Source organism: Pseudomonas sp. EYE_354, from assembly GCF_023148575.1.
Classification (GTDB): Bacteria; Pseudomonadota; Gammaproteobacteria; order Pseudomonadales; family Pseudomonadaceae; genus Aquipseudomonas.
This window is the reverse complement of record NZ_JAHXNQ010000016.1, coordinates 129,593-147,964: the sequence shown is the minus strand read 5'-3', so window position 1 is coordinate 147,964 and position 18,372 is coordinate 129,593. Positions and strand designations below refer to the sequence as shown.

Annotated in this window: 13 protein-coding genes, 1 tRNA gene and 1 pseudogene; 13 read left to right on the top strand and 2 right to left on the bottom strand. The window is 57.4% G+C overall.

Translation table 11 applies throughout. The annotated features are described in order from the left end of the window. The coding region (locus KZX66_RS21320; RefSeq protein WP_248083174.1) for a retention module-containing protein at window positions 1-2,512 on the bottom strand (2,512 nt) is incomplete at its 3' end. Window positions 2,513-2,859: 347 nt separating this feature from the next. Between KZX66_RS21320 and KZX66_RS21315 the strand changes: the two genes are divergently transcribed. The 10 genes and pseudogenes from KZX66_RS21315 to KZX66_RS21270 all read left to right on the top strand — a co-directional run bounded on the left by KZX66_RS21315 (window position 2,860) and on the right by KZX66_RS21270 (window position 13,123). Then, entirely contained in the window at window positions 2,860-4,212 is a 1,353-nt protein-coding gene (locus KZX66_RS21315; RefSeq protein ID WP_248083172.1) for a TolC family outer membrane protein, read from the top strand. Window positions 4,213-4,257: 45 nt separating this feature from the next. Continuing rightward, a complete protein-coding gene (locus KZX66_RS21310; RefSeq protein WP_248083170.1) occupies window positions 4,258-6,411 on the top strand; it encodes a type I secretion system permease/ATPase in 2,154 nt (717 codons plus the stop codon). Further along, a complete protein-coding gene (locus KZX66_RS21305; RefSeq protein WP_248083161.1) occupies window positions 6,401-7,777 on the top strand; it encodes an HlyD family type I secretion periplasmic adaptor subunit in 1,377 nt (458 codons plus the stop codon). Before KZX66_RS21310 ends, KZX66_RS21305 begins: the two co-directional genes overlap by 11 nt. 121 nt (window positions 7,778-7,898) lie before the next feature. Beyond that, window positions 7,899-7,974: transfer RNA gene (locus tag KZX66_RS21300), tRNA-Thr, on the top strand. A gap of 269 nt (window positions 7,975-8,243) precedes the next feature. Further along, entirely contained in the window at window positions 8,244-9,233 is a 990-nt protein-coding gene (locus KZX66_RS21295; RefSeq protein ID WP_248083159.1) for an Abi family protein, read from the top strand. Window positions 9,234-9,883: 650 nt separating this feature from the next. Beyond that, window positions 9,884-10,642, top strand: a pseudogene (locus tag KZX66_RS21290) (integrase domain-containing protein); the annotation flags it as partial. Next, window positions 10,639-10,947, top strand: a complete 309-nt coding sequence (locus tag KZX66_RS21285; protein WP_248083157.1) for a hypothetical protein — start codon at window positions 10,639-10,641, stop codon at window positions 10,945-10,947. The pseudogene KZX66_RS21290 and the gene KZX66_RS21285, both read left to right, overlap by 4 nt. A 567-nt stretch (window positions 10,948-11,514) precedes the next feature. Then, window positions 11,515-11,709, top strand: a complete 195-nt coding sequence (locus KZX66_RS21280) for a hypothetical protein (RefSeq protein ID WP_248083155.1) — start codon at window positions 11,515-11,517, stop codon at window positions 11,707-11,709. Window positions 11,710-11,726: 17 nt separating this feature from the next. After that, window positions 11,727-12,911: a reverse transcriptase family protein gene (locus KZX66_RS21275; protein ID WP_248083154.1), complete on the top strand. Its 1,185-nt coding sequence runs from the start codon at window positions 11,727-11,729 to the stop codon at window positions 12,909-12,911. Continuing rightward, window positions 12,908-13,123, top strand: a complete 216-nt coding sequence (locus KZX66_RS21270) for a cold shock domain-containing protein (protein WP_122696704.1) — start codon at window positions 12,908-12,910, stop codon at window positions 13,121-13,123. The genes KZX66_RS21275 and KZX66_RS21270 overlap by 4 nt, the downstream gene beginning before the upstream one ends. Window positions 13,124-13,554: 431 nt before the next feature. Here the strand turns inward: KZX66_RS21270 and KZX66_RS21265 are convergent, their stop codons facing one another. Next, the gene (locus KZX66_RS21265; RefSeq protein WP_248083152.1) at window positions 13,555-14,877 is read right to left on the bottom strand and encodes a PLP-dependent aminotransferase family protein; all 1,323 of its coding nucleotides are present in this window, start codon (window positions 14,875-14,877) and stop codon (window positions 13,555-13,557) included. Window positions 14,878-15,005: 128 nt separating this feature from the next. Between KZX66_RS21265 and KZX66_RS21260 the strand changes: the two genes are divergently transcribed. The 3 genes from KZX66_RS21260 (at window position 15,006) to KZX66_RS21250 (ending at window position 18,337) form a co-directional block, all read left to right on the top strand. After that, window positions 15,006-15,413 (top strand): VOC family protein, encoded by a 408-nt coding sequence (locus tag KZX66_RS21260; protein ID WP_248083150.1) that lies wholly within the window; start codon window positions 15,006-15,008, stop codon window positions 15,411-15,413. Further along, entirely contained in the window at window positions 15,410-16,039 is a 630-nt protein-coding gene (locus KZX66_RS21255; RefSeq protein WP_248083148.1) for a LysE family translocator, read from the top strand. The genes KZX66_RS21260 and KZX66_RS21255 overlap by 4 nt, the downstream gene beginning before the upstream one ends. A gap of 168 nt (window positions 16,040-16,207) precedes the next feature. After that, a complete protein-coding gene (locus KZX66_RS21250) occupies window positions 16,208-18,337 on the top strand; it encodes a M48 family metallopeptidase (protein ID WP_248083146.1) in 2,130 nt (709 codons plus the stop codon). The last annotated feature ends 35 nt before the right edge of the window (window positions 18,338-18,372 follow it).

Sequence of the window (18,372 nt, the reverse complement as noted above, 5' to 3'; positions counted from 1 at the left end):
GACTGTCTACGTCGGTCGCGGACAGTTTGACCGCGATGCCTACGCTTGGGTCTTCAGCACCGGTCGCAGCAGTGGCATCAGCCACCGGCGCGTCGTTGACCGCAGTCACGGTGATGGTGCCGTTGGCTGGCGCCGAAGTCAGCGGGCCGCCGTCGGTGGCGGTGTAGGTGAAGTCCGCGGTGCCGTGGAAGTTTTCGTTCGGTTTGAAGTAAACCGTGGCTTCGCCGTTGACCGCGTCAATGGAACCGGTCACCGGTTTGGTCATCGCCGCGTCGGTGTAGAAGGTGCCGTTGGTTGGCGTGCCGACGGTGAACGATTTCACGTCCGTCGGACTGTCCACGTCGGTGGCGGACAGTTTGACCGCGATGCCTACGCTTGGGTCTTCAGCACCGGTCGCAGCAGTTTCCGCAGCCACCGGCGCGTCGTTGACCGCAGTCACGGTGATGGTGCCGTTGGCTGGAGCCGAGGTCAGCGGGCTGCTGCCGTCAGCGTTACCGCCGTCGGTCGCGGTGTAAGTGAAGTTCGCCGTGCCGTTGAAGTCCGCGTTTGGCTTGAAGTAAACCGTGGCTTCGCCGTTGACCGCATCAATGGAACCGGTCACCGGTTTGGTCATCGCCGCGTCGGTGTAGAAGGTGCCATTGGTTGGCGTGCCGACGGTGAACGATTTCACGTCCGTCGGGCTGTCTACGTCGGTCGCGGACAGTTTGACCGCGATGCCTACGCTTGGGTCTTCAGCACCGGTCGCAGCAGTTTCCGCAGCCACCGGCGCGTCGTTGACCGCAGTCACGGTGATGGTGCCGTTGGCTGGCGCCGAGGTCAGCGGGCCGCCGTCGGTGGCGGTGTAGGTGAAGTCCGCGGTGCCGTGGAAGTTTTCGTTCGGTTTGAAGTAAACGGTCGCTTCGCCGTTGACCGCGTCAATGGAACCGGTCACCGGTTTGGTCATCGCCGCATCGGTGTAGAAGGTGCCATTGGTTGGCGTGCCGACGGTGAACGATTTCACGTCCGTCGGGCTGTCTACGTCGGTGGCGGACAGTTTGACCGCGATGCCTACGCTTGGGTCTTCAGCACCGGTCGCAGTAGTGGCTTCAGCCACCGGCGCATCGTTGACCGGCGTCACCGTCACGTCCAGCGTGCTGCTCGAACCGGTATTGGTGGTGTAGCCGATCTGCGGCGCTTCACCGTTGAAATCCTTGGCCGGGTTAAACACATACGCGCCATCCGCACCGATGGTGATGGAGCCGACACCTTCGATAACGGCGACTTTGCCCGCGGCATACGTGTTGCCGTCGACGGTAAACGTCGCGACGGTCAGCACGTTGTCGATGTCGCTGTCATTGCTCAGCACGTTGCCAGTGGCGGCCTGATCCTCGACAACGGTGTTGGTGTCCGCGACCAGCACGCTCGGATCGTCGACAGCGACCACTGTGGTCGTGGCGGCTTCCGGGTTGATCGCCAGGTTTTCGTAGTTACCGCCGCTCGCACCGGTGATGGTGGCGCTGACGGTCAGGTCTTTGCCGTCGGCCAGGTTTGCCGGCGTATCGACGCTGACGGTGCCCGTGGTTTTACCGGCTTCGATGGTGATAGTGGTGTTGTTGGACAGCGTGATCGTGACGTCGGTCTGCGCGGCGTTGTTCACGGTCGCGGTGTAGACGATCTTGCCACCCTCATCCACCGATGCAGTCGCAGTCAGTGTGACGGTGGTGGTGTCGATGGTGTCGTTGACCTGCGTCACCGCCGGCGTCGGGTCGGTGGTGATGATCAGGTTGCCGCCGCCGGAGGTGCCGGCAATGGTGGCGGAAATCGAAGAGGCGTCCAGGTAAGGCGTGTCGTTACCAGCAAACGTGACGTTCAGTGCACCCGAGGTCTGGCCGGCAGCGATCACGACAGAGAGGCCGTTGGACAAGGTCACGGTGAGGTCGCTGGTCGGCGCCTGGGTGATAAACACCGTATAGACAACAACACCACCGGCTTCGGTGATGGTTGGCGTGGCAGTCAGGGTGATCGTGACGTTGCGCGGGTCGACGCCATTATTGTTGGCGCCGGTGAAGGTACTGTTCACTGCATCACCGGCATTCAAGCCGGTCGTCGGGTAGCCAATGGTGGGGTCAACCGCGCCTGCGGTGGCCTCCAGCACGACAAAGCTGTGGCCGCCACCGACGGCACCGTCGGAACCAGCAGCCGTTGGGCCGGCCGCGGTGGCTTCGAGGTCTTGGGTCGGATCGGCACCGGCAGCGATGGCTTGCTGCAGTTCGGCGACGGACGGTGCGGCTTGAGCAGTGGCGGCGCTCAGGTCGGTGACCGAGTCAGGCGCGTTTGCGCTCCACTGACTGTCGCGCCCCAAATCGATGGTACGACCGTCGGCCAACTCCAGAGAGACGGCGCCCGATGCGCCGGTATCAACCTGTTCCCCGGCGAATAGACGATCCCCTTCTACGAGCAGGCGACGAATCCCTTCCGGGGAAACTGCGAACACTTGACCGACAATGCTTTTGACGACCGCAACGCTGCTCATAAAAGACTCTCCGTGTATTACCGTTCGGGGGTATCCATCAAGGAGACCGGCCCGCTATCTGGTGCCGATTCAATAGCTGGAGTACTTAACTGCTGTGAAAATATTTTGGCGTCAATATTTTGTTGTTCTTTCGGGATAATTACTTTTCCGTCAAGGTATTGACCTATTGGACGCCATCCTAAACAATCCGCCCAGTAATGTCACATTGATATTTAAGCGGCCTCGCGACTTTCTGTTTGCGCCCTTCGGCGCCCTAGAAAAACGGGCATTTCGAGTTGCCACTACAATGCAATATTCCAAATGTGTTGCGTTTTTTTAAGGCAACCAATCCCCGGGGAAACATCAGAATGCGTTTGCACCTTCTTAAAGCTGTGCCGTTTGCTCTAGCCGCCAGTTTCGTCCAGGCTCAGACCCTGCCCGAAGCGATGCAAGACGCAGTGGAAAATCATCCGGAGATCCAGGCCGCTATCAATGCGCGCATTGCCGCTGACTATCAGGTTCGCGAAGCCCAGGGCGGCTACCTGCCAAAAATCGACTTGTTGGGCGGTTATGGCCGTGAAAGCTCCGACAACACCTCGACCCGCGCCGCCAGCAACAGCCATGACTGGAAGACCTTGAACCGCGGCGAGTCGAGCATCCGCCTTCAGCAAAATTTGTTCCAAGGCTTTGGCACCGTCAATGAAGTCGGCCGCCAACAAGCCACCGCCAATTCCCGTGGCTACGCGCTGCTCAATACCTCCGAGCGCACCGCACTGACGGTCGCCCAGGTTTATCTGGATGTCTTGACCCGTCGCGAGATGGTGCAACTGGCAGAAGACAACCTGAAAAGTCACGAACGCATTTTTGACCAGATCAAACTGCGCACCAGCCGTGGCGTCGGCCGAATGGCGGACATGGACCAGGCCGAAGCGCGACTGGCCCAGGCGCAAAACAACCTGATCACCGAGCAGACCAACCTGGCGGACGCGAACACCAACTTCCTGAGTGTTGTCGGCAAAGAACCCGATCAGCTTGAGAAGCCGCTGGGCATCGTGACCGCGCTGCCCGCCAGCCTGGATGAAGCACGTCGTCAGATGATTGCGGACAGCCCGGTACTGCGCTCTGCCGAGTCGGACATCGCTGCTGCCGAAAAGCAGTACGAAGCCGCCAAGTCGACCTTCTACCCGCGCTTTGACGCCGTGCTGCAACGCTCGGCGAACAACAACATCGGCGGCGAAGAAGGCCATGACAATGGTTATTCCGCCATGCTCAACATGCAGTTCAACCTGTACAACGGCGGCAGCGACAAAGCCAGCCTGCAGTCCAAGGCCTCCCAGGCCACCCAGGCACTGGATATCCGCAACAACGCCCTGCGCCAGTTGAACGAAGAGCTGGGCCTGGCGTGGAACGCCTACAACAACGCCAGCCTGCAGGTGCCGATTGCACAGCAGTACGTGGACCGCAGCACCAAAGTGCGTACCTCGTACCAGCAGCAGTTCAGCCTGGGCGAACGTACCCTGCTTGACCTGCTCGACAGCGAGAACGAACTGTTCACCGCTCAGCAGCGTCTGGCACAGATCAAAAACCTGTACATCTATACGCAGTACCGCATCAAGGCCGACATGGGCCAACTGCTGAGAAGTCAGGGCGTTGTGGCGCCGATGGCATCAGTTGTGCAGAACGATGTTAAACCGTCGGTAAACCTGCCAGGGATGAACTGATTCTTGACGGCGTTGGACCACTCAACTGCTTAAGAGAGAGTCAGCTTGGATTCTGAAATAGGTTTGGCGCAACTCAACCACGACCCACGCGCTCAGCATGACGACCCGTTGCTGGACGGGTTGTTGGCTCTCTGTTCCCTGCATTACAAACCCGCGAGCCGGGCGATGCTCACCACGGGCCTGCCCCTGGCTGGGCAGCGCCTGAGCGCCGATCTGCTGCCCCGTGCAGCGGCCCGCGCGGGTTTGCAGGGGCGTTTGCTGCAGCGCAAGCTGGAGCAGATCCCAACCATTGCCCTGCCGGCGTTACTGCTATTAAAGGAAGGCCGCTGTGCGGTGCTGTTGGGCTGGGAGGGTGATACCGCCCGTCTGCTGCTCAGCGAGAGCGACGGCGGCGAAGTTCAGGTCACCCGCGAACTACTGAGTCAAGATTACAGCGGCCGGGTTTTCTTCGCCCAACCGCAACATAAATTTGACGTCACCAGCGGCACGCTGATCCCGCGCGCGCGCTCGTGGTTCAAAGACACCCTCAAGCGTTCGCGCTGGCTGTACGCCGACGCCATTGCCGCCAGCCTGGTGATCAACCTGATCGCGCTGGCCGCACCGCTGTTTGTCATGAACGTGTACGACCGCGTGGTCCCGAACCAGGCCACCGCCACCCTGTGGGTGCTGGCCATCGGCATTTGCGGCGCCTACCTGTTCGACCTGTTGCTCAAGAGCATGCGCAGTCTGTGCCTGGACCTTGCGGGCAAAAAAACCGACCTGATCATTTCCGCGACGCTCTTCGAGCGCATCGTGGGCATGGCCATGAAAATGCGCCCGGCGCGCGTCGGCAGCTATGCCTCCAACATCCACGAGTTTCAGGGGATGCGCGACTTCCTCACGTCCCTGACCCTCACCAGCCTGATCGATTTGCCCTTCACCCTGATCATCCTCGGCGTGATCGCGTTGCTGGGGGGCCACTTGGTGTGGATTCCCATCGTTGCGTTCCCGCTGGCCCTGGGCATCGGCCATTTCCTGCAAAAACCGCTGACCGCGACACTTGAGCGCACCATGGCCCTGAGCGCCGAGCGGCAATCGAGCCTGATCGAAACCCTCGCCGGGCTGGATGCGGTGAAGGTCAACAACGCCGAGAGCGAACGCCAATACCAGTGGGAACAAACCATTGGCACCCTCAGCCGCCTGGAACTGCGAGTCAAAGTGCTGTCCGGCCTGGCGATGAATATCACGTTGCTGATCCAGCAACTGGCCGGCGTGGCGATGATCATCTTTGGCGTGTACCAGATCATCGACGGCACCCTGAGCATGGGCGGCCTCGTGGCGTGCTACATGCTCAGCGGCCGCGCACTCGGCCCATTGGCCCAGTTGTCGGGCCTGCTGACCCGTTACCAGCAAGCCAAGGTGACGATGGTCTCGGTGGACCAGATGATGGAGCTGCCGCAAGAGCGCAACTTCGACGAGCGCCCGCTCAGCCGTAAAACGCTGCAAGGCGCGATGGCTTTCCGCGAGGTCGACTTCACCTACCCGAACCAGCAAAACCTGGCACTGCGCGGCATTAACCTGACTGTTCGCCCCGGCGAGAAAATCGGCATCATCGGCCGCAGCGGCTCGGGCAAAAGCTCGCTGGCCAAACTGCTGGTGGGCCTGTATCAGCCGGACTCCGGCTCGTTGCTGGTGGACGGTGTAGACATCCGCCAGATCGACGTCAGCGAATTGCGCCATAACATCGGCTACGTGGCCCAGGATATACAACTGCTGGCCGGCACCTTGCGCGACAACCTCGTGTCGGGTGCGCGCTACGTGGATGACGAAATGGTGCTGCAAGCGGCAGAACTCGCCGGCGTGCACGAATTCGCCAGGCTGCACCCCCAAGGCTACGAACTGCAAGTGGGCGAGCGCGGGCAAAACCTTTCCGGCGGCCAACGCCAGAACGTCGCCCTCGCCCGTGCGCTGCTGCTGAACCCACCCATTCTGCTGCTGGATGAACCCACCAGCGCCATGGACAACACCGGTGAAGAGCGCCTGAAACAGCGCTTGCAGGCGGTGATCGAAAACAAGACGGTGATTCTTGTCACCCACCGTGCTTCGCTGCTGAGCCTGGTAGACCGCCTGCTGGTGATCGACCGTGGCCAGATCCTCGCAGACGGTCCAAAAGCGGCCGTGATGGAAGCGCTGAAAAAGGGGCAGATCAGTGTTGCTTAAGTCCGGCCCAGGCCGTTGGAAAGACGTCATCTTCCGCTACTTCAAAGGCAGTGCCTCGCTCGACGGCCAGCCTATGCCCGAAGTCGAAAAGGCCCTGATCGACGACGCACCGCGCATCGTGCGCCTGACCATCTGGGGCGTGATCGGCTTCTTTGTGTTCCTGGTGCTGTGGGCACATTTCGCGATCATCGACGAAGTCACCAAGGGCGAAGGCAAGGCCATTCCATCGTCACGCATCCAGAAAATCCAGAACCTGGAAGGCGGCATCGTCGCTCAGATCTATGTGCACGAAGGGCAGATCGTCGAAGCCGGTGCGCCGCTGGTGCGCCTGGACGACACGCGATTCGCCTCCAACGTCGGCGAAACCGAAGCCGACCGCGTGGCCATGGAACTGCGCGTGGAGCGCCTCAGTGCAGAAGTCGATAACCGCCCGCTGAACATCACCGAAGCCGCGCGCAAAGCCGTGCCCAACCAGGCTTCGAACGAAGAATCGCTGTACCTGAGCCGCCGCCAGCAACTGGCAGACGAAATTGGCGGGCTGCAACAGCAACTGCTGCAACGCCAGCAGGAACTGCGTGAATTCAGCTCCAAGCAGGACCAGTACCGCAACAGCCTGAACCTGCTGCGCCAGGAAATCGGCATGTCCGAACCCCTGGTACAGCAAGGTGCGATCTCGCCGGTGGAAGTGCTGCGCCTCAAACGCTCGGAAGTTGAAACCCGCGGCATGCTCGACGGCACCACCCTGGCCATCCCCCGCGCCCAGGCCGCCATCAACGAAGTGCAGCGCAAAATCGACGAGACCCGCGGCAAGTTCCGCAGCGACGCCCTGGCCCAGTTGAACGAAGCACGCACCAACCTGAGCAAGGCCCAGGCCACCTCCAAGGGCCTGGAAGACCGCGTCAGCCGCACCATGGTCACCTCACCCGTGCGCGGCATCGTCAAGCAGATGCTGGTCAACACCGTCGGCGGCGTAATCCAGCCCGGCAGCGACATGGCCGAAGTGGTCCCACTGGACGACACCCTGCTGGTGGAAGCGCGGATCCGCCCCCAAGACATCGCCTTCCTGCACCCTGGCCAGGAAGCCATGATCAAATTCACCGCCTACGACTACACCATCTACGGTGGCCTCAAAGGCAAGCTGGAAACAATCGGTGCCGACACCGTGATGGACGAAGAGAAGAAAAACACCTTCTACGTCATCAAACTGCGCACCGACCGCAGCCACCTGGGCACCGACGAGAAGCCCCTGCTGATCATCCCGGGCATGGTCGCCTCGGTGGACATCATCACCGGCAAGAAAAGCATCCTGAGCTACCTGCTCAAACCCATCATCAAATCCCGCGCCGAGGCGTTGCACGAGCGTTGATTTTTCGCGCAGGACGTAGGGAAATACGGGGAGATTTGCGAAAACTTGGGTTTTCGCAAAAATAGTCAGATTTCAGGGGTTTACAGAACTCTGGCAGTCGCTATAATCGTCGCCCTAACACGCCGGTATAGCTCAGTTGGTAGAGCAACTGACTTGTAATCAGTAGGTCCCGGGTTCGACTCCTGGTGCCGGCACCATACAAAACAAAGCCCTCGCAGAAATGTGAGGGCTTTGTTGTTTCTGGGAGGTTTAAACCTCCTGGAAGCTGGATAACGTCCAGCACTGCGTTATCAGCATCGACAGACCAAGCTTTCCTCGCCCGTTTACTCGTTACAATTTCACGTCAGCGCAACGTTGACGGTCTCTTACACCTACCTATAATGCACCCCAACACACCCGCCAAGCCTAGGTTGACCCAGTCAGCAAGCTCAAATCGTGCGGGTTTTTTTTGCCTGGAGAAAACTACATGAGGCCCTTCGACAAACCGGCTCTCAGCGTAGAACAGCAATTGGAACTGCTAAAGCAACGAGGCTTGCGCATCGCCAACGATGATAGGGCCATGCGTTTTCTCGAAGTGGTCACGCTGTTTCGCCTGAGTCCCTACATGCGCCCCTTCCAAGAGCCAGGCCCTGAACACACCTTCAAGCCCGGCAGCACACTAAAGGCAATCGTCGACATCTACCGCTTCGATGGTTCGTTGCGGCGCATCACCATGGAGGCTATCGAACGTGTCGAAGTCGCCATACGAGCGACCATCAGCAATCATATGTGTCCAAAATACGGGCCTGACTGGATAGCTGACGCGTCTGTTTTCTCCTCGTCATACGCTCACCCCGATCTGTTGCGTCCGTTGCGGGAGCAAATGAGTAAGGAACGCAGCAAACTTAAACGTGATGTCGACCGCATCAAAAAGGGCCGACAAGCCGATGGGCTCCAGCAACAGCGGATCGAAAACCGCATGCGTGACAACTATTTCCGATATTACGGTGCGACCTATGCCCACCCTGAACTGCCGCCCGCTTGGGCGGTCCTGGAAGAACTCAGCCTTGGCACGGTATCGACCCTCTTCAATGCCATAGGCAAAAGCGCCGACAAGAAAGCGATCGCCACCCGATTCAGCCTGCCCTTCGAAGTATTGGCCTCCTGGTTACACACGCTGACCTTCATTCGCAACTGCTGCGCCCACCACTCACGGCTATGGAACCGAGAGCTCTCGATTCGACCATCCTTACCTAAAGAATGGGCCATCCCAACCGCTCCCGCCGACCGGCCTCAGCCCAAGCAGCGGCTGTACGTTGTATTGACGATGCTGGCCTACCTAACCGACTTGATCAGTCCAGACAGCCAGTGGAAGCTGCGCCTGGCCGAAATCATGGATCAGCAGGAAGTGGATCATCTGCTACTCATGGGATTTCCAAATGATTGGAAAGATCAACAGCAATGGGGTCCAGCGTAAGTCTGGCAATGGTGCAGAGAGGAGGAGTTGATATGGATATCTCAACCTCACAAAGCATCAAGTTCGTCATTGTTTCGGCAGCCGGGCTTTCAAAACACGCGCTGCATATCTATCAGGCGAGTGAGTAGATCGGCGAGACGATATTGGAAGCTTCGGATACTGGCGCTGGCAGGCAAGCACTCACGACGTTCTCAACACATTGTTTTGGCCGACGGTGCTGAGACTGCTTTGGCTTTTAAAGTGCCGCAGTAAAGCAAGCGTACATCCGTAAGACTCCCGCAATCTGCTCTGCCACGCGGATCCATCCAAACAGGGTGCAAAGCCGCGCTGCTTGGATGGACATCACTTAAAAAAACCAAAGCCCGCACAACTGTCTGTGGAAAACCACAGATCTCCACCGGTGGATAACTTCATCCACAGGCGTAGAAAAGATCGGGCAAAGCGCTGTCGTCGACAGCAACCCAGGTAGTCAAGGCTACGCCACACGGTGGTGGTTCTCCCAAAGTGCGATTAGCGCCCGGCAGCTCGCACGGTCACAGCAATGCGATGGATGCCTACTTTTACCAGTGTGCCCACTGAGGCAACTCATCCCCTTTCATAGCTGCCCTGCAGCAACCTATCCGCGTGGCCATTTCCTTGCGCCAAGCTGCGCCGGACATCTGCGACAGCAAGTTGAACACGGAGCTATCGGCATCGCGACCGCGCAAAACCGATTGTCCAGCGTGAGCCGAACCATGGCCGCGCTGCGCGGTGATCAGTCGGTGAAAGTGCCGAACCCAAGCAAGGCGTTGAGAATGCAGCGGACCAGTGTTCGTCGTTCGGTGCCGCAAGGCCAAGACCGCGAACAGGTGAAGAGGATCGTCGACGAGCTTTTCGGACATCAGCAGCCGCGCGCTGCGGCCATCGCGCGGTTAGCGCGAACCACCGGTATGCGTTTGCGCGAGACCATTTTAGCCGACCTTCCGCGCCTTAAGCGTGAAGCCGAACAATTCGGCAAGATCAATATCCAGGACGGCACCAAAGGTGGCCGTCCAGGTGCATCGGCACCTCGCTGGATTGCGGTGGATGACCATATCAGCGAAGCGCTCAGGTACGCAGAACAGGTCTCACCCAACGGTAGCCGCAACCTGCTGGCACCGAACGAAAGCTACCTTGATTTTCAACGGCAGATAGTCAGCCCTGCGCGGGACATCTTCCATACGCATAACCTCAAAGGCTTTCATGAACTACGGGCGGCCTTTGCATGCGAACGCTACGAGCAAATCACCCATCATCTCGCGCCCATCAATGGTGGCCATTGCTACCAGTTCGACCGGCACCTCGATCAGCAGGCCCGAAACCAAATCAGCTATGAACTCGGGCATGGTCGTATCGACGTGGTGTCGGCTTACATTGGTGGTCGAGCATGAGCAAGCCATTCGATATGGAGCTATTCCTAGCGAGCGTCCTGAGTGGATCGCACACCACCCGTCAGCGGCATCTACGTCAAACGAAAGCCATCCAAACGGCTATAGCTGAGCGCTGGCACCGAGACAATCCATGGACGTGGCAAAGAAAACATCTCACATGGTTTCTGAATAATGAGATAAACAACCGATCCGAAACCACGCGCTATTACTATCGCTTAACTACAAGATTAATCACCACCCGCCTTGGAAAAGCATGGTCTATACCCGCGTCGCTGAAGGCTAAATCCAATGAAATGCTGAGTTGATCAGCCAACGATTTCGGGCACGATTGAGAACGCAGGCTCTCCTAAAGCATGAACGTGAGCTCAAAAACCGTAACCTGGAAGCATCGCAATCGAGTTGATCCGCAATTGACTGTGCTCTTAGGAAATAACCAGATCACACCTGTGTATCCTGCAAAAATATCTAGGCTGCCTTGCACTGCCAAAGGCTACAGAACGCCTGACCTGATCAGAAAACTTTCCCGAAGGAAGTAAAAATCGCTTTGATGGCAGAATGCCTCATGTTATACCTACCGGGACGCAGGTGACTTTCGCCTGGCCCCGCTCTTTACAAATTCACGCTATGTATACAAGGAAGTCGACGCCTTAACAGGCGATCTCGGAGCCGCTGCTTATTGGCGACCTCGTAAGAGATCACGACCGGCCCCCCCTGCCCCATGGGATCGCTCACTGCGCCAAATCAGCGTGAGGGCGCGGCCCCTAGGGCGACGGTTGTCTGGCAAGCTAAGTTGAGAGTCCCCTCAGATTGATAGATTTATTCCTTGTCTTCTTTATGGTCTGGCAAAACTCAACCAGCAAGGAGATGAACCGATGATTTTTCTCATCGTAGTAAATGTAAACGTGAATGGCGGTACAAAGAGCAAAGAGTCTGATACTGGAGACAGTCAGGTTCTGAAAAGGATTGATCTGAGGGAAGTCATAAAACGGGTGTCTACCACCGTATATGTTGGCTTGGGCATTGGGAAAGCAGTACTCTTTTTAAGAGATTACTTTATCAATAACTGACTCTGAACTTAAACTACATGGCAAATGACAAACCGTATTATTCGAAAAAACCTATTGCCTCTGTGGAGGCGCTTGCACAGTGCTTAGGCGTGACACCTGAACGGCTGTTGCTTATCGCAAAAAATTCAGAAAAATCTTATATCGAATTTACTGTCTATACCGGCAAAGACAAGGCCAACTTAAAAGAACGTGTCCTTCACGAACCAAAACCGTTTTTAAAGTCTATTCAGAAAAAAATCAATCGCGAAATTTTCGAGCATATTATCTATCCTGAATACCTGCATGGCGGATTAAAGGAAAGAGACTATGTTACCAATGTATCACTTCATGCTGGTGCGAAAACTATAATCGCGATGGATATCCAAGATTTCTATCCGAGTATACAGCGTACTCATGTCCAAGATATTTTCACACTTTTATGTAAATTCCCTCCTGCTGTCTCTAGCCTAATTACAGATCTAATAACTATTAATGGTAGGGTCGCTCAAGGCGCTTGCTGCTCTAGCTATATAGCTAATTTGATATTTTTTAACTCTGAATACGGAAGAATCAGCAAATTTCGGTCACAAGGGCTTACATATACCAGGCTTCTCGATGACATAACAATTTCATCAAGAGTGGTATTGGAAGAAAAGAAAATCAGTAATGCAATTGAATCTGTTGCATCGCTATTTACAAAATTCGGCCTGAAGCTGCACCCTCGTAAAACCAAAGTTGAACAGTCATCCGACACAAAAGCTAAGTTTGAGGTGACTGGGCTATGGGCTAAGCATGGAAACCCGAAAATCAGAAAAAAAGACCGCCACTATGTGCGCCACCTGGTCTTTATTTGCCAAAAAGAATTTGAGAAAGATAGCAACTGCAGCAAATACCATGAGCTTTGGAATATGACCTCCGGCAAGGTTGCAGTGCTCACCCGGCTAAAGCATGCACAGTCTAAAGATCTGCGTAAAAAGCTCGGTTCAGTATTGCCAACATATGATAGCGAGGCCTCTGCCAAACTACAAAGAATTGCATACAAACTGTGTAGGATCCCGGAAACTGAAACATCCAGCCCGGGAAAACTAAAAACCTATCACAAGTTAAAATATCATTTCGGCATCGTGGCACGCACTGATCGGCAACTTGCCAAAAAGTGGAAAGAGATGTTGGATACTAAATTCAAAGCCAGTGCTATTGCCGCTAGGAGTACGAACGAATGAGCTCAACACGAGAAAAAGGGAAAGTTCATTTTTGCGACAATTTCAAGGGATATGGATTCATTCGACGAGCCGAAGGTAAGGATGCATTCTTCGTTTACTCTGAAGTAGAAGGGTATGACGGCCTTACAGAACTATACGCCGGTGACAGTGTTGAATTTGAAATTGTGAAAACAGATAAAGGACCCAGAGCATTAGCAATAAAGCTCGGATAAATTATTTGATAGCATAACGTCGCTAAGTTTTTGCCTCACTTTTTAACACAGAATTACAATACGACTGGATTAGTTACTCATTCGTAGCAACCAAACATGTCAAATCGTTGTAGAAAACCAGACACCAACTATTGATTGAGACTCTATCCATAGCGCATCCCGGCATTAAGGATAATGCTTAGGGATAGAGAAATTTAATTATATAAAAAGTATTTATTTTCATATAGTTGCCTTTCGATTCGACTCCTGGTGCGCACCATATCTCAAAGCCCCGCAATGCGGGGCTTTGTGGTTTCTGGGGTTTGGAAGCTGCTGGAAGCTCAAACTCATACTGCTCGGTGTCTAAAGAATCCGGGGCGATTCACTGTACGCACCACACCTGCTCGCAATAACGATCTCAAGACCAACCGCTCAGCAACAGGCATTCAAACTTAATAGCCGCAGGCAACTCTCACTTTTGTCAGCGCGAGTTTGAGCGTTTCAACAGGTATGGACCCCAGCGCAACGCGCAGCGCGTTAGGCACATTCGATGCTGCGGAAAAGGGCTCTGCTGTCGTCACCATAATGTTGTCGCGCCGCAATGCAGCAGCAACGCTTTCGGCGCGTATGTCTTCGGGCAATGGCAGCCACAGAAAGTAGGCGTTTGGATGCCCTACCAGGTTGATGCCGCCGAAAATGCGGCGGGCGATTCGTTGGCGATTCGCGGCGTCTTTGCGTTTCAATTCTTCCAGGTCATCCACCACGCCTTCTTCGATCCAGCGACACGCCAGTTCGACTGTGATCGATGGCGAGCTCCATGTGGAGGCTCGCACGGCCTGCTCAAGCGCGGGGATAAGCGACACGGGCGCTGCGATAAATCCGATTCGCAAGCCCGAGGCGACGCTTTTCGAGAGGCCGGAAACGTAGATCGTGCGATGCGGTGCGAGCGTGAACAATGGCTTGGGTGCCGGCTCGGCCAGGAACGCATAGCCGCCGTCCTCGATGAGCGCAAAATCGTGTTCCTCGGCCAGCGCGATCAAACGCTTACGGTCTGCGGCCGGCATGATTGATCCCAGGGGGTTGTGCAGGGTGGGCATCGTATAAAACGCACGTACCGGACGCTGCTTGCAACTGGTCGCGAGGGCGTCCAGGTTGGTCTTGCCATCAGCCAAAGGGATGGGCAAAAGCTCAATACAATGGGCCACGGCCAGCGCTTTAATGCCCGGGTAGGTGAGCGCGTCGACCGCGAGCACCTCGCCCGGTTTGAGCAGCGCCATCATCGCCATCGCCAGCCCTTGTTGCGCGCCATTGACGATCAACACCTGCGATCCAGGGACTCGAATGCCACGGTTGCGAAGGTGTTTCGCTGCAGTTTCTCGTTCATGCGGGCGCCCGCCATGGGGTGCGTTATGCAGCAAGGCGTCCAGATCGCCCGAGGATGCGAGGTTGCGCAGTGCCTGCCTCAGCATCTCTGCCTGCCCGGGAACCGCTGGGTTATTGAAGGTCAGGTCAATTAATCCAGCTCCGTATGCCGGTTGCAGACCGAGATCGCGTGGAAGAGAGGTGTCGCGCACGAAGGTGCCACGCCCCATTTCACCGACCACCAGGCCCATTGATTCCAACGTTCGGTAGACGCGAGCGGCGGTCGCAAGCGCAATGCCATGCTCGCGCATCAATGTGCGTACCGTCGGGAGTTGGGTTCCGGGGCGCAAACGTCCGTTGCGAATATTTTCCGCGACCTGGTCAGCTATGGTTTTGTACCGTGGCATCGTCATTGAATGTATCTAGAACAATTCTTTGTGTGTATCAAGTGGCGAGCGTAGGCTCCGATCCCACACAAAGCAAGGAGGCGAGTTCGGCGCGCAGGAGGTAACAGCTCCAGTGGCGTTGAATCGATTGAGATATGTTCAGTCACGTTACTGTGGGATGCGCCGACCTTGAAAGAGCATCGGTTTTTTATGACGCCGTACTTGCGCCACTCGGGCTGATCCGCCGCGCGGTGACCCCGGATGGAGGCCCCGCCTCGGCTTGCTGGGTCCATCCGGTGCGCACGCTGCCCAGATTCTATGTCTACTTACCGCGTAATGGCCTTGCGGCCACGCCGGGCAATGGCAGCATGCTCGCGTTTCATGCTCAAACGCCCGACGTCGTACGCGCGGCCTACACGGCGGGGATCGAGAAGGGTGGCACTGATGAAGGCAGCCCGGGCGAGCGGCCCTGGTATGGCCAGGGCTACTACGGTGCCTACCTGCGAGACCCTGATGGCAACAAGCTTCACATCGTCTATCGCGGCGATCTGGAGCCCACATGATAGAGCCGTCGACACTCCTGCTGTTTGCCGGGGCGGTGTTGCTGTTGCTGATGTCCCCCGGCCCCAACATGGCCTTCGTGATTGCGCACGGCGCGAGCTACGGCTGGCGTGGCGGCGTCGTTGCTGCATTGGGCATAGGCGCCGCTGACCTCGTATTGACCGCGCTCACTGCCGCCGGTCTCGCGGCCGCAATCGCGCAGTGGCCACCGTCGTTCGATCTGATCCGCTGGGCCGGCGCGTTCTATCTGCTGTGGATGGCGTGGAAGGCCATTCGGGTGCGTAGCGGACTTCCACTGAACGCCGCCATCCAGGCCTCGCTCATGTCAGTGTTCATGCGCGCGATGCTGAACTCTTTACTCAACCCGAAAGCGCTGCTGTTCTTCATGGTGTTTTTGCCGCAGTTCGTCGTTCCGGGCAGTTCTGCGGTCGCACGGCAAATCGTGACGCTGGGGCTGGTGTTGACACTGATCGCGACGATCTTCCACGTTGCGCTGGGCCTGATCGGGGGAATGATCCGGGTTTACGCGTCCCACAAAGGCGAGTCCGCGAAGTGGCAATCGCGCAGCCTGGCATTTGTCTTTGTGTTGCTTGCGGTTCGTTTGGTTTTTACGTCGCGGCCGGCATAAGTTTTGAGGCGGTCGGGATCGGGGTATTGCGCTTTGAATGTGGGGGTTAAAAGCCTGCCCAATGTGCATAGGAACACCCCAGCGCAGAACCCGTGCATCAGAAAATGGGCTGCCGCGCCCCGGACGTTTTCGGTATAACCAACACCCCCGCGTCGCGAACGGACTTCCATGAACGCCCTGAAACTGATCTGCCTGCTGGTAATTTTCCCCCTGCTGTTGGCCACTCTCGGCGTCTGGGAGCGGCAGCGGGCTGCCGAATCCACCACCGCGATGATCGATTACCACATCACTGTGGATATCGCTAAACAGCAACTCCAAGCACTGGCGGCAAAGGACCCGGCGGCTGAGGTGCAACTGGTCGATGAAAAAATCAGCGTCTATCTGGCGCTCAGCCGGCTGGTAGTAATCGAGACCGAACTGCCCACCGCTCACCACGTGAACCGTGCAATGCGAGCCCTGGCGCCATGGGTGATCGGTCTGGGGCTGTTGGCGGCGTTCATCGGTGTGGCGGCGTTGGCCGGCACGTACTGGGCAGCGTGGCGGGCGCTGCAGTCGCGAGAGATGTTGTTACAGGTGTTTTCCCAGGGCAGACGTTTGTTGCCCTATGTGCTGGTGAGCCATGGGGTGGCGATGGCGGCGGCGGTCGCGTTGGCGCTGGGTTTTGAAGGCTTGGCGATGTGGCATATCGGCCGGCTGGCCAGCGGCGAAATCAAGTTGATGGCGGTGCTGTGGGTGATCGCCGCGTTTTGTCTGTATTCGATCTGGCAGCTGCTTAAACAGCTGCGCCCGATGCTGCGCCTGTTCACGCCCGAACCGCTGGAGTTGTTCGGTGAAGTGGTGACGCCCGAGCAGGCGCCGGGGTTGTGGCGCCAGGTGAATGCGTTGGCGGCCTCGCTCGGTGCGCTGCCTCCGGAGCATATCGTGGTGAGCCTGGCCCAAGGTTTTTACGTGACCTCCAGCGAAGCCATTGTGCAACCGGCGAACACGCTGCTGCACGGACGCACCTTGCATGTGCCGCTGCTGTACCTGGGCCTGTTGAGCCGTGAGGAAATCGACGCAGTGATCGGCCATGAACTGGCGCACTTTGCTGGGCAGGACACCGACTACAGCCTGCGCTTTTTGCCGATCTACGAGGGGGTCAATTTCAGCCTTGGGGCGCTGCTGGATACCTCGCTGAGCAGCGGCTTTATTCAGGGGCAGTTGATGCGGCCGTTGTTCATGTTCGGTGTGTTTTTCATGCAGCGCTTTGATCACGCGGTAAACCACTGGAGCCGTGAGCGCGAATTGCTGGCGGATGCCGCCGGCGCGCGGTTGGCCGGCCATGCCGCCGCGGCATCGGCGTTGTTGCGGGTGTCGGTGTTGCACCCACACATCGAGGACTCACTGCTGGCGCTGTGTGACGCCGCCACGGCGACGGACCTGCCCGCTGCGGTACTCGCCACGGTGTGCACACGTGAGTTGCAACTGCCGCCCGAAGCGCTGGAGAGTCATCAAGCGCACCCAACCGATTCCCACCCGTCCAATGACGAACGTCTGCGCGCGCTGAACGTGCCGCTGGAAGATGCCGTGCGCAGCGCCACCCGCACGGCGGATGCCGACGCGGCGAACACGCAAATCGATGCCTGCTTCCGCACACCGCAGGCACTGCGCGAGCAGTTGTCTCGCGCCTTGATCGACGTGGCGGTGTCCGAAAACACTGCGCACACCCATCTGCTGGAGACCATGGCCGTATCGGCCCAGGGCGAGCAGGCGTTTCACGAAGGCGGCCGCCGACGCGCCGTGCTGATGGCGCTGCTGTCGATTCCCTTCGTGCTGCTGGGGCTGTGGATCATGACCCAACCCTGGCTCGCGCCGGAGCGCATGAAAGGCACGCCGTTATCCGCCATCGGCGCCGGTGCGGCGATTGCTGGTATCGCGCTGATCTTTCTCTGGCTGGGGGTGCGTCGCTTCAAACGCGCGCCACAGATCGCGTTGCGCCTGACACCGGAACATTTTGTGTTCGCCAACCTGGCGCAGCCGTTGCCCATTGAGCACATCGACAATGTCACGCTGCAGTTTATGCAAGGCGTCTGGGTGACGGTGGAGCTGACCCCTGAGGCCCCTTTGCCCGTGTTGCGCAAAACCGCATTTGGCGTGCCGGGCGCCAGGGTCAATAAGAAGAAACGCCAAGTGCTGTTGCAGATGGCGCAGTTGTGCGTCGCCGACAAAAAAATCCAGCCGTATGAGGGACTGATGCTGATGACTGACTACGTCAACGCGTTCCAGGCCCGCAAGATTCTGCAACACCGCGAGGGCTGATTGGCGGTCATAAAAAAAACCCCGAACCAGTCGGG

What these genes read in the sequence shown, in the direction of transcription:
- KZX66_RS21315 (WP_248083172.1), top strand. Translation starts at nt 2,860, where the DNA reads ATGCGTTTGCACCTTCTTAAAGCTGTGCCGTTTGCTCTAGCCGCCAGT.
- KZX66_RS21295 (WP_248083159.1), top strand. Translation starts at nt 8,244, where the DNA reads ATGAGGCCCTTCGACAAACCGGCTCTCAGCGTAGAACAGCAATTGGAA.
- KZX66_RS21285 (WP_248083157.1), top strand. Translation starts at nt 10,639, where the DNA reads ATGAGCAAGCCATTCGATATGGAGCTATTCCTAGCGAGCGTCCTGAGT.
- KZX66_RS21280 (WP_248083155.1), top strand. Translation starts at nt 11,515, where the DNA reads ATGATTTTTCTCATCGTAGTAAATGTAAACGTGAATGGCGGTACAAAG.
- KZX66_RS21275 (WP_248083154.1), top strand. Translation starts at nt 11,727, where the DNA reads ATGGCAAATGACAAACCGTATTATTCGAAAAAACCTATTGCCTCTGTG.
- KZX66_RS21270 (WP_122696704.1), top strand. Translation starts at nt 12,908, where the DNA reads ATGAGCTCAACACGAGAAAAAGGGAAAGTTCATTTTTGCGACAATTTC.
- KZX66_RS21265 (WP_248083152.1), bottom strand. Translation starts at nt 14,877, where the DNA reads ATGACGATGCCACGGTACAAAACCATAGCTGACCAGGTCGCGGAAAAT.
- KZX66_RS21260 (WP_248083150.1), top strand. Translation starts at nt 15,006, where the DNA reads ATGTTCAGTCACGTTACTGTGGGATGCGCCGACCTTGAAAGAGCATCG.
- KZX66_RS21255 (WP_248083148.1), top strand. Translation starts at nt 15,410, where the DNA reads ATGATAGAGCCGTCGACACTCCTGCTGTTTGCCGGGGCGGTGTTGCTG.
- KZX66_RS21250 (WP_248083146.1), top strand. Translation starts at nt 16,208, where the DNA reads ATGAACGCCCTGAAACTGATCTGCCTGCTGGTAATTTTCCCCCTGCTG.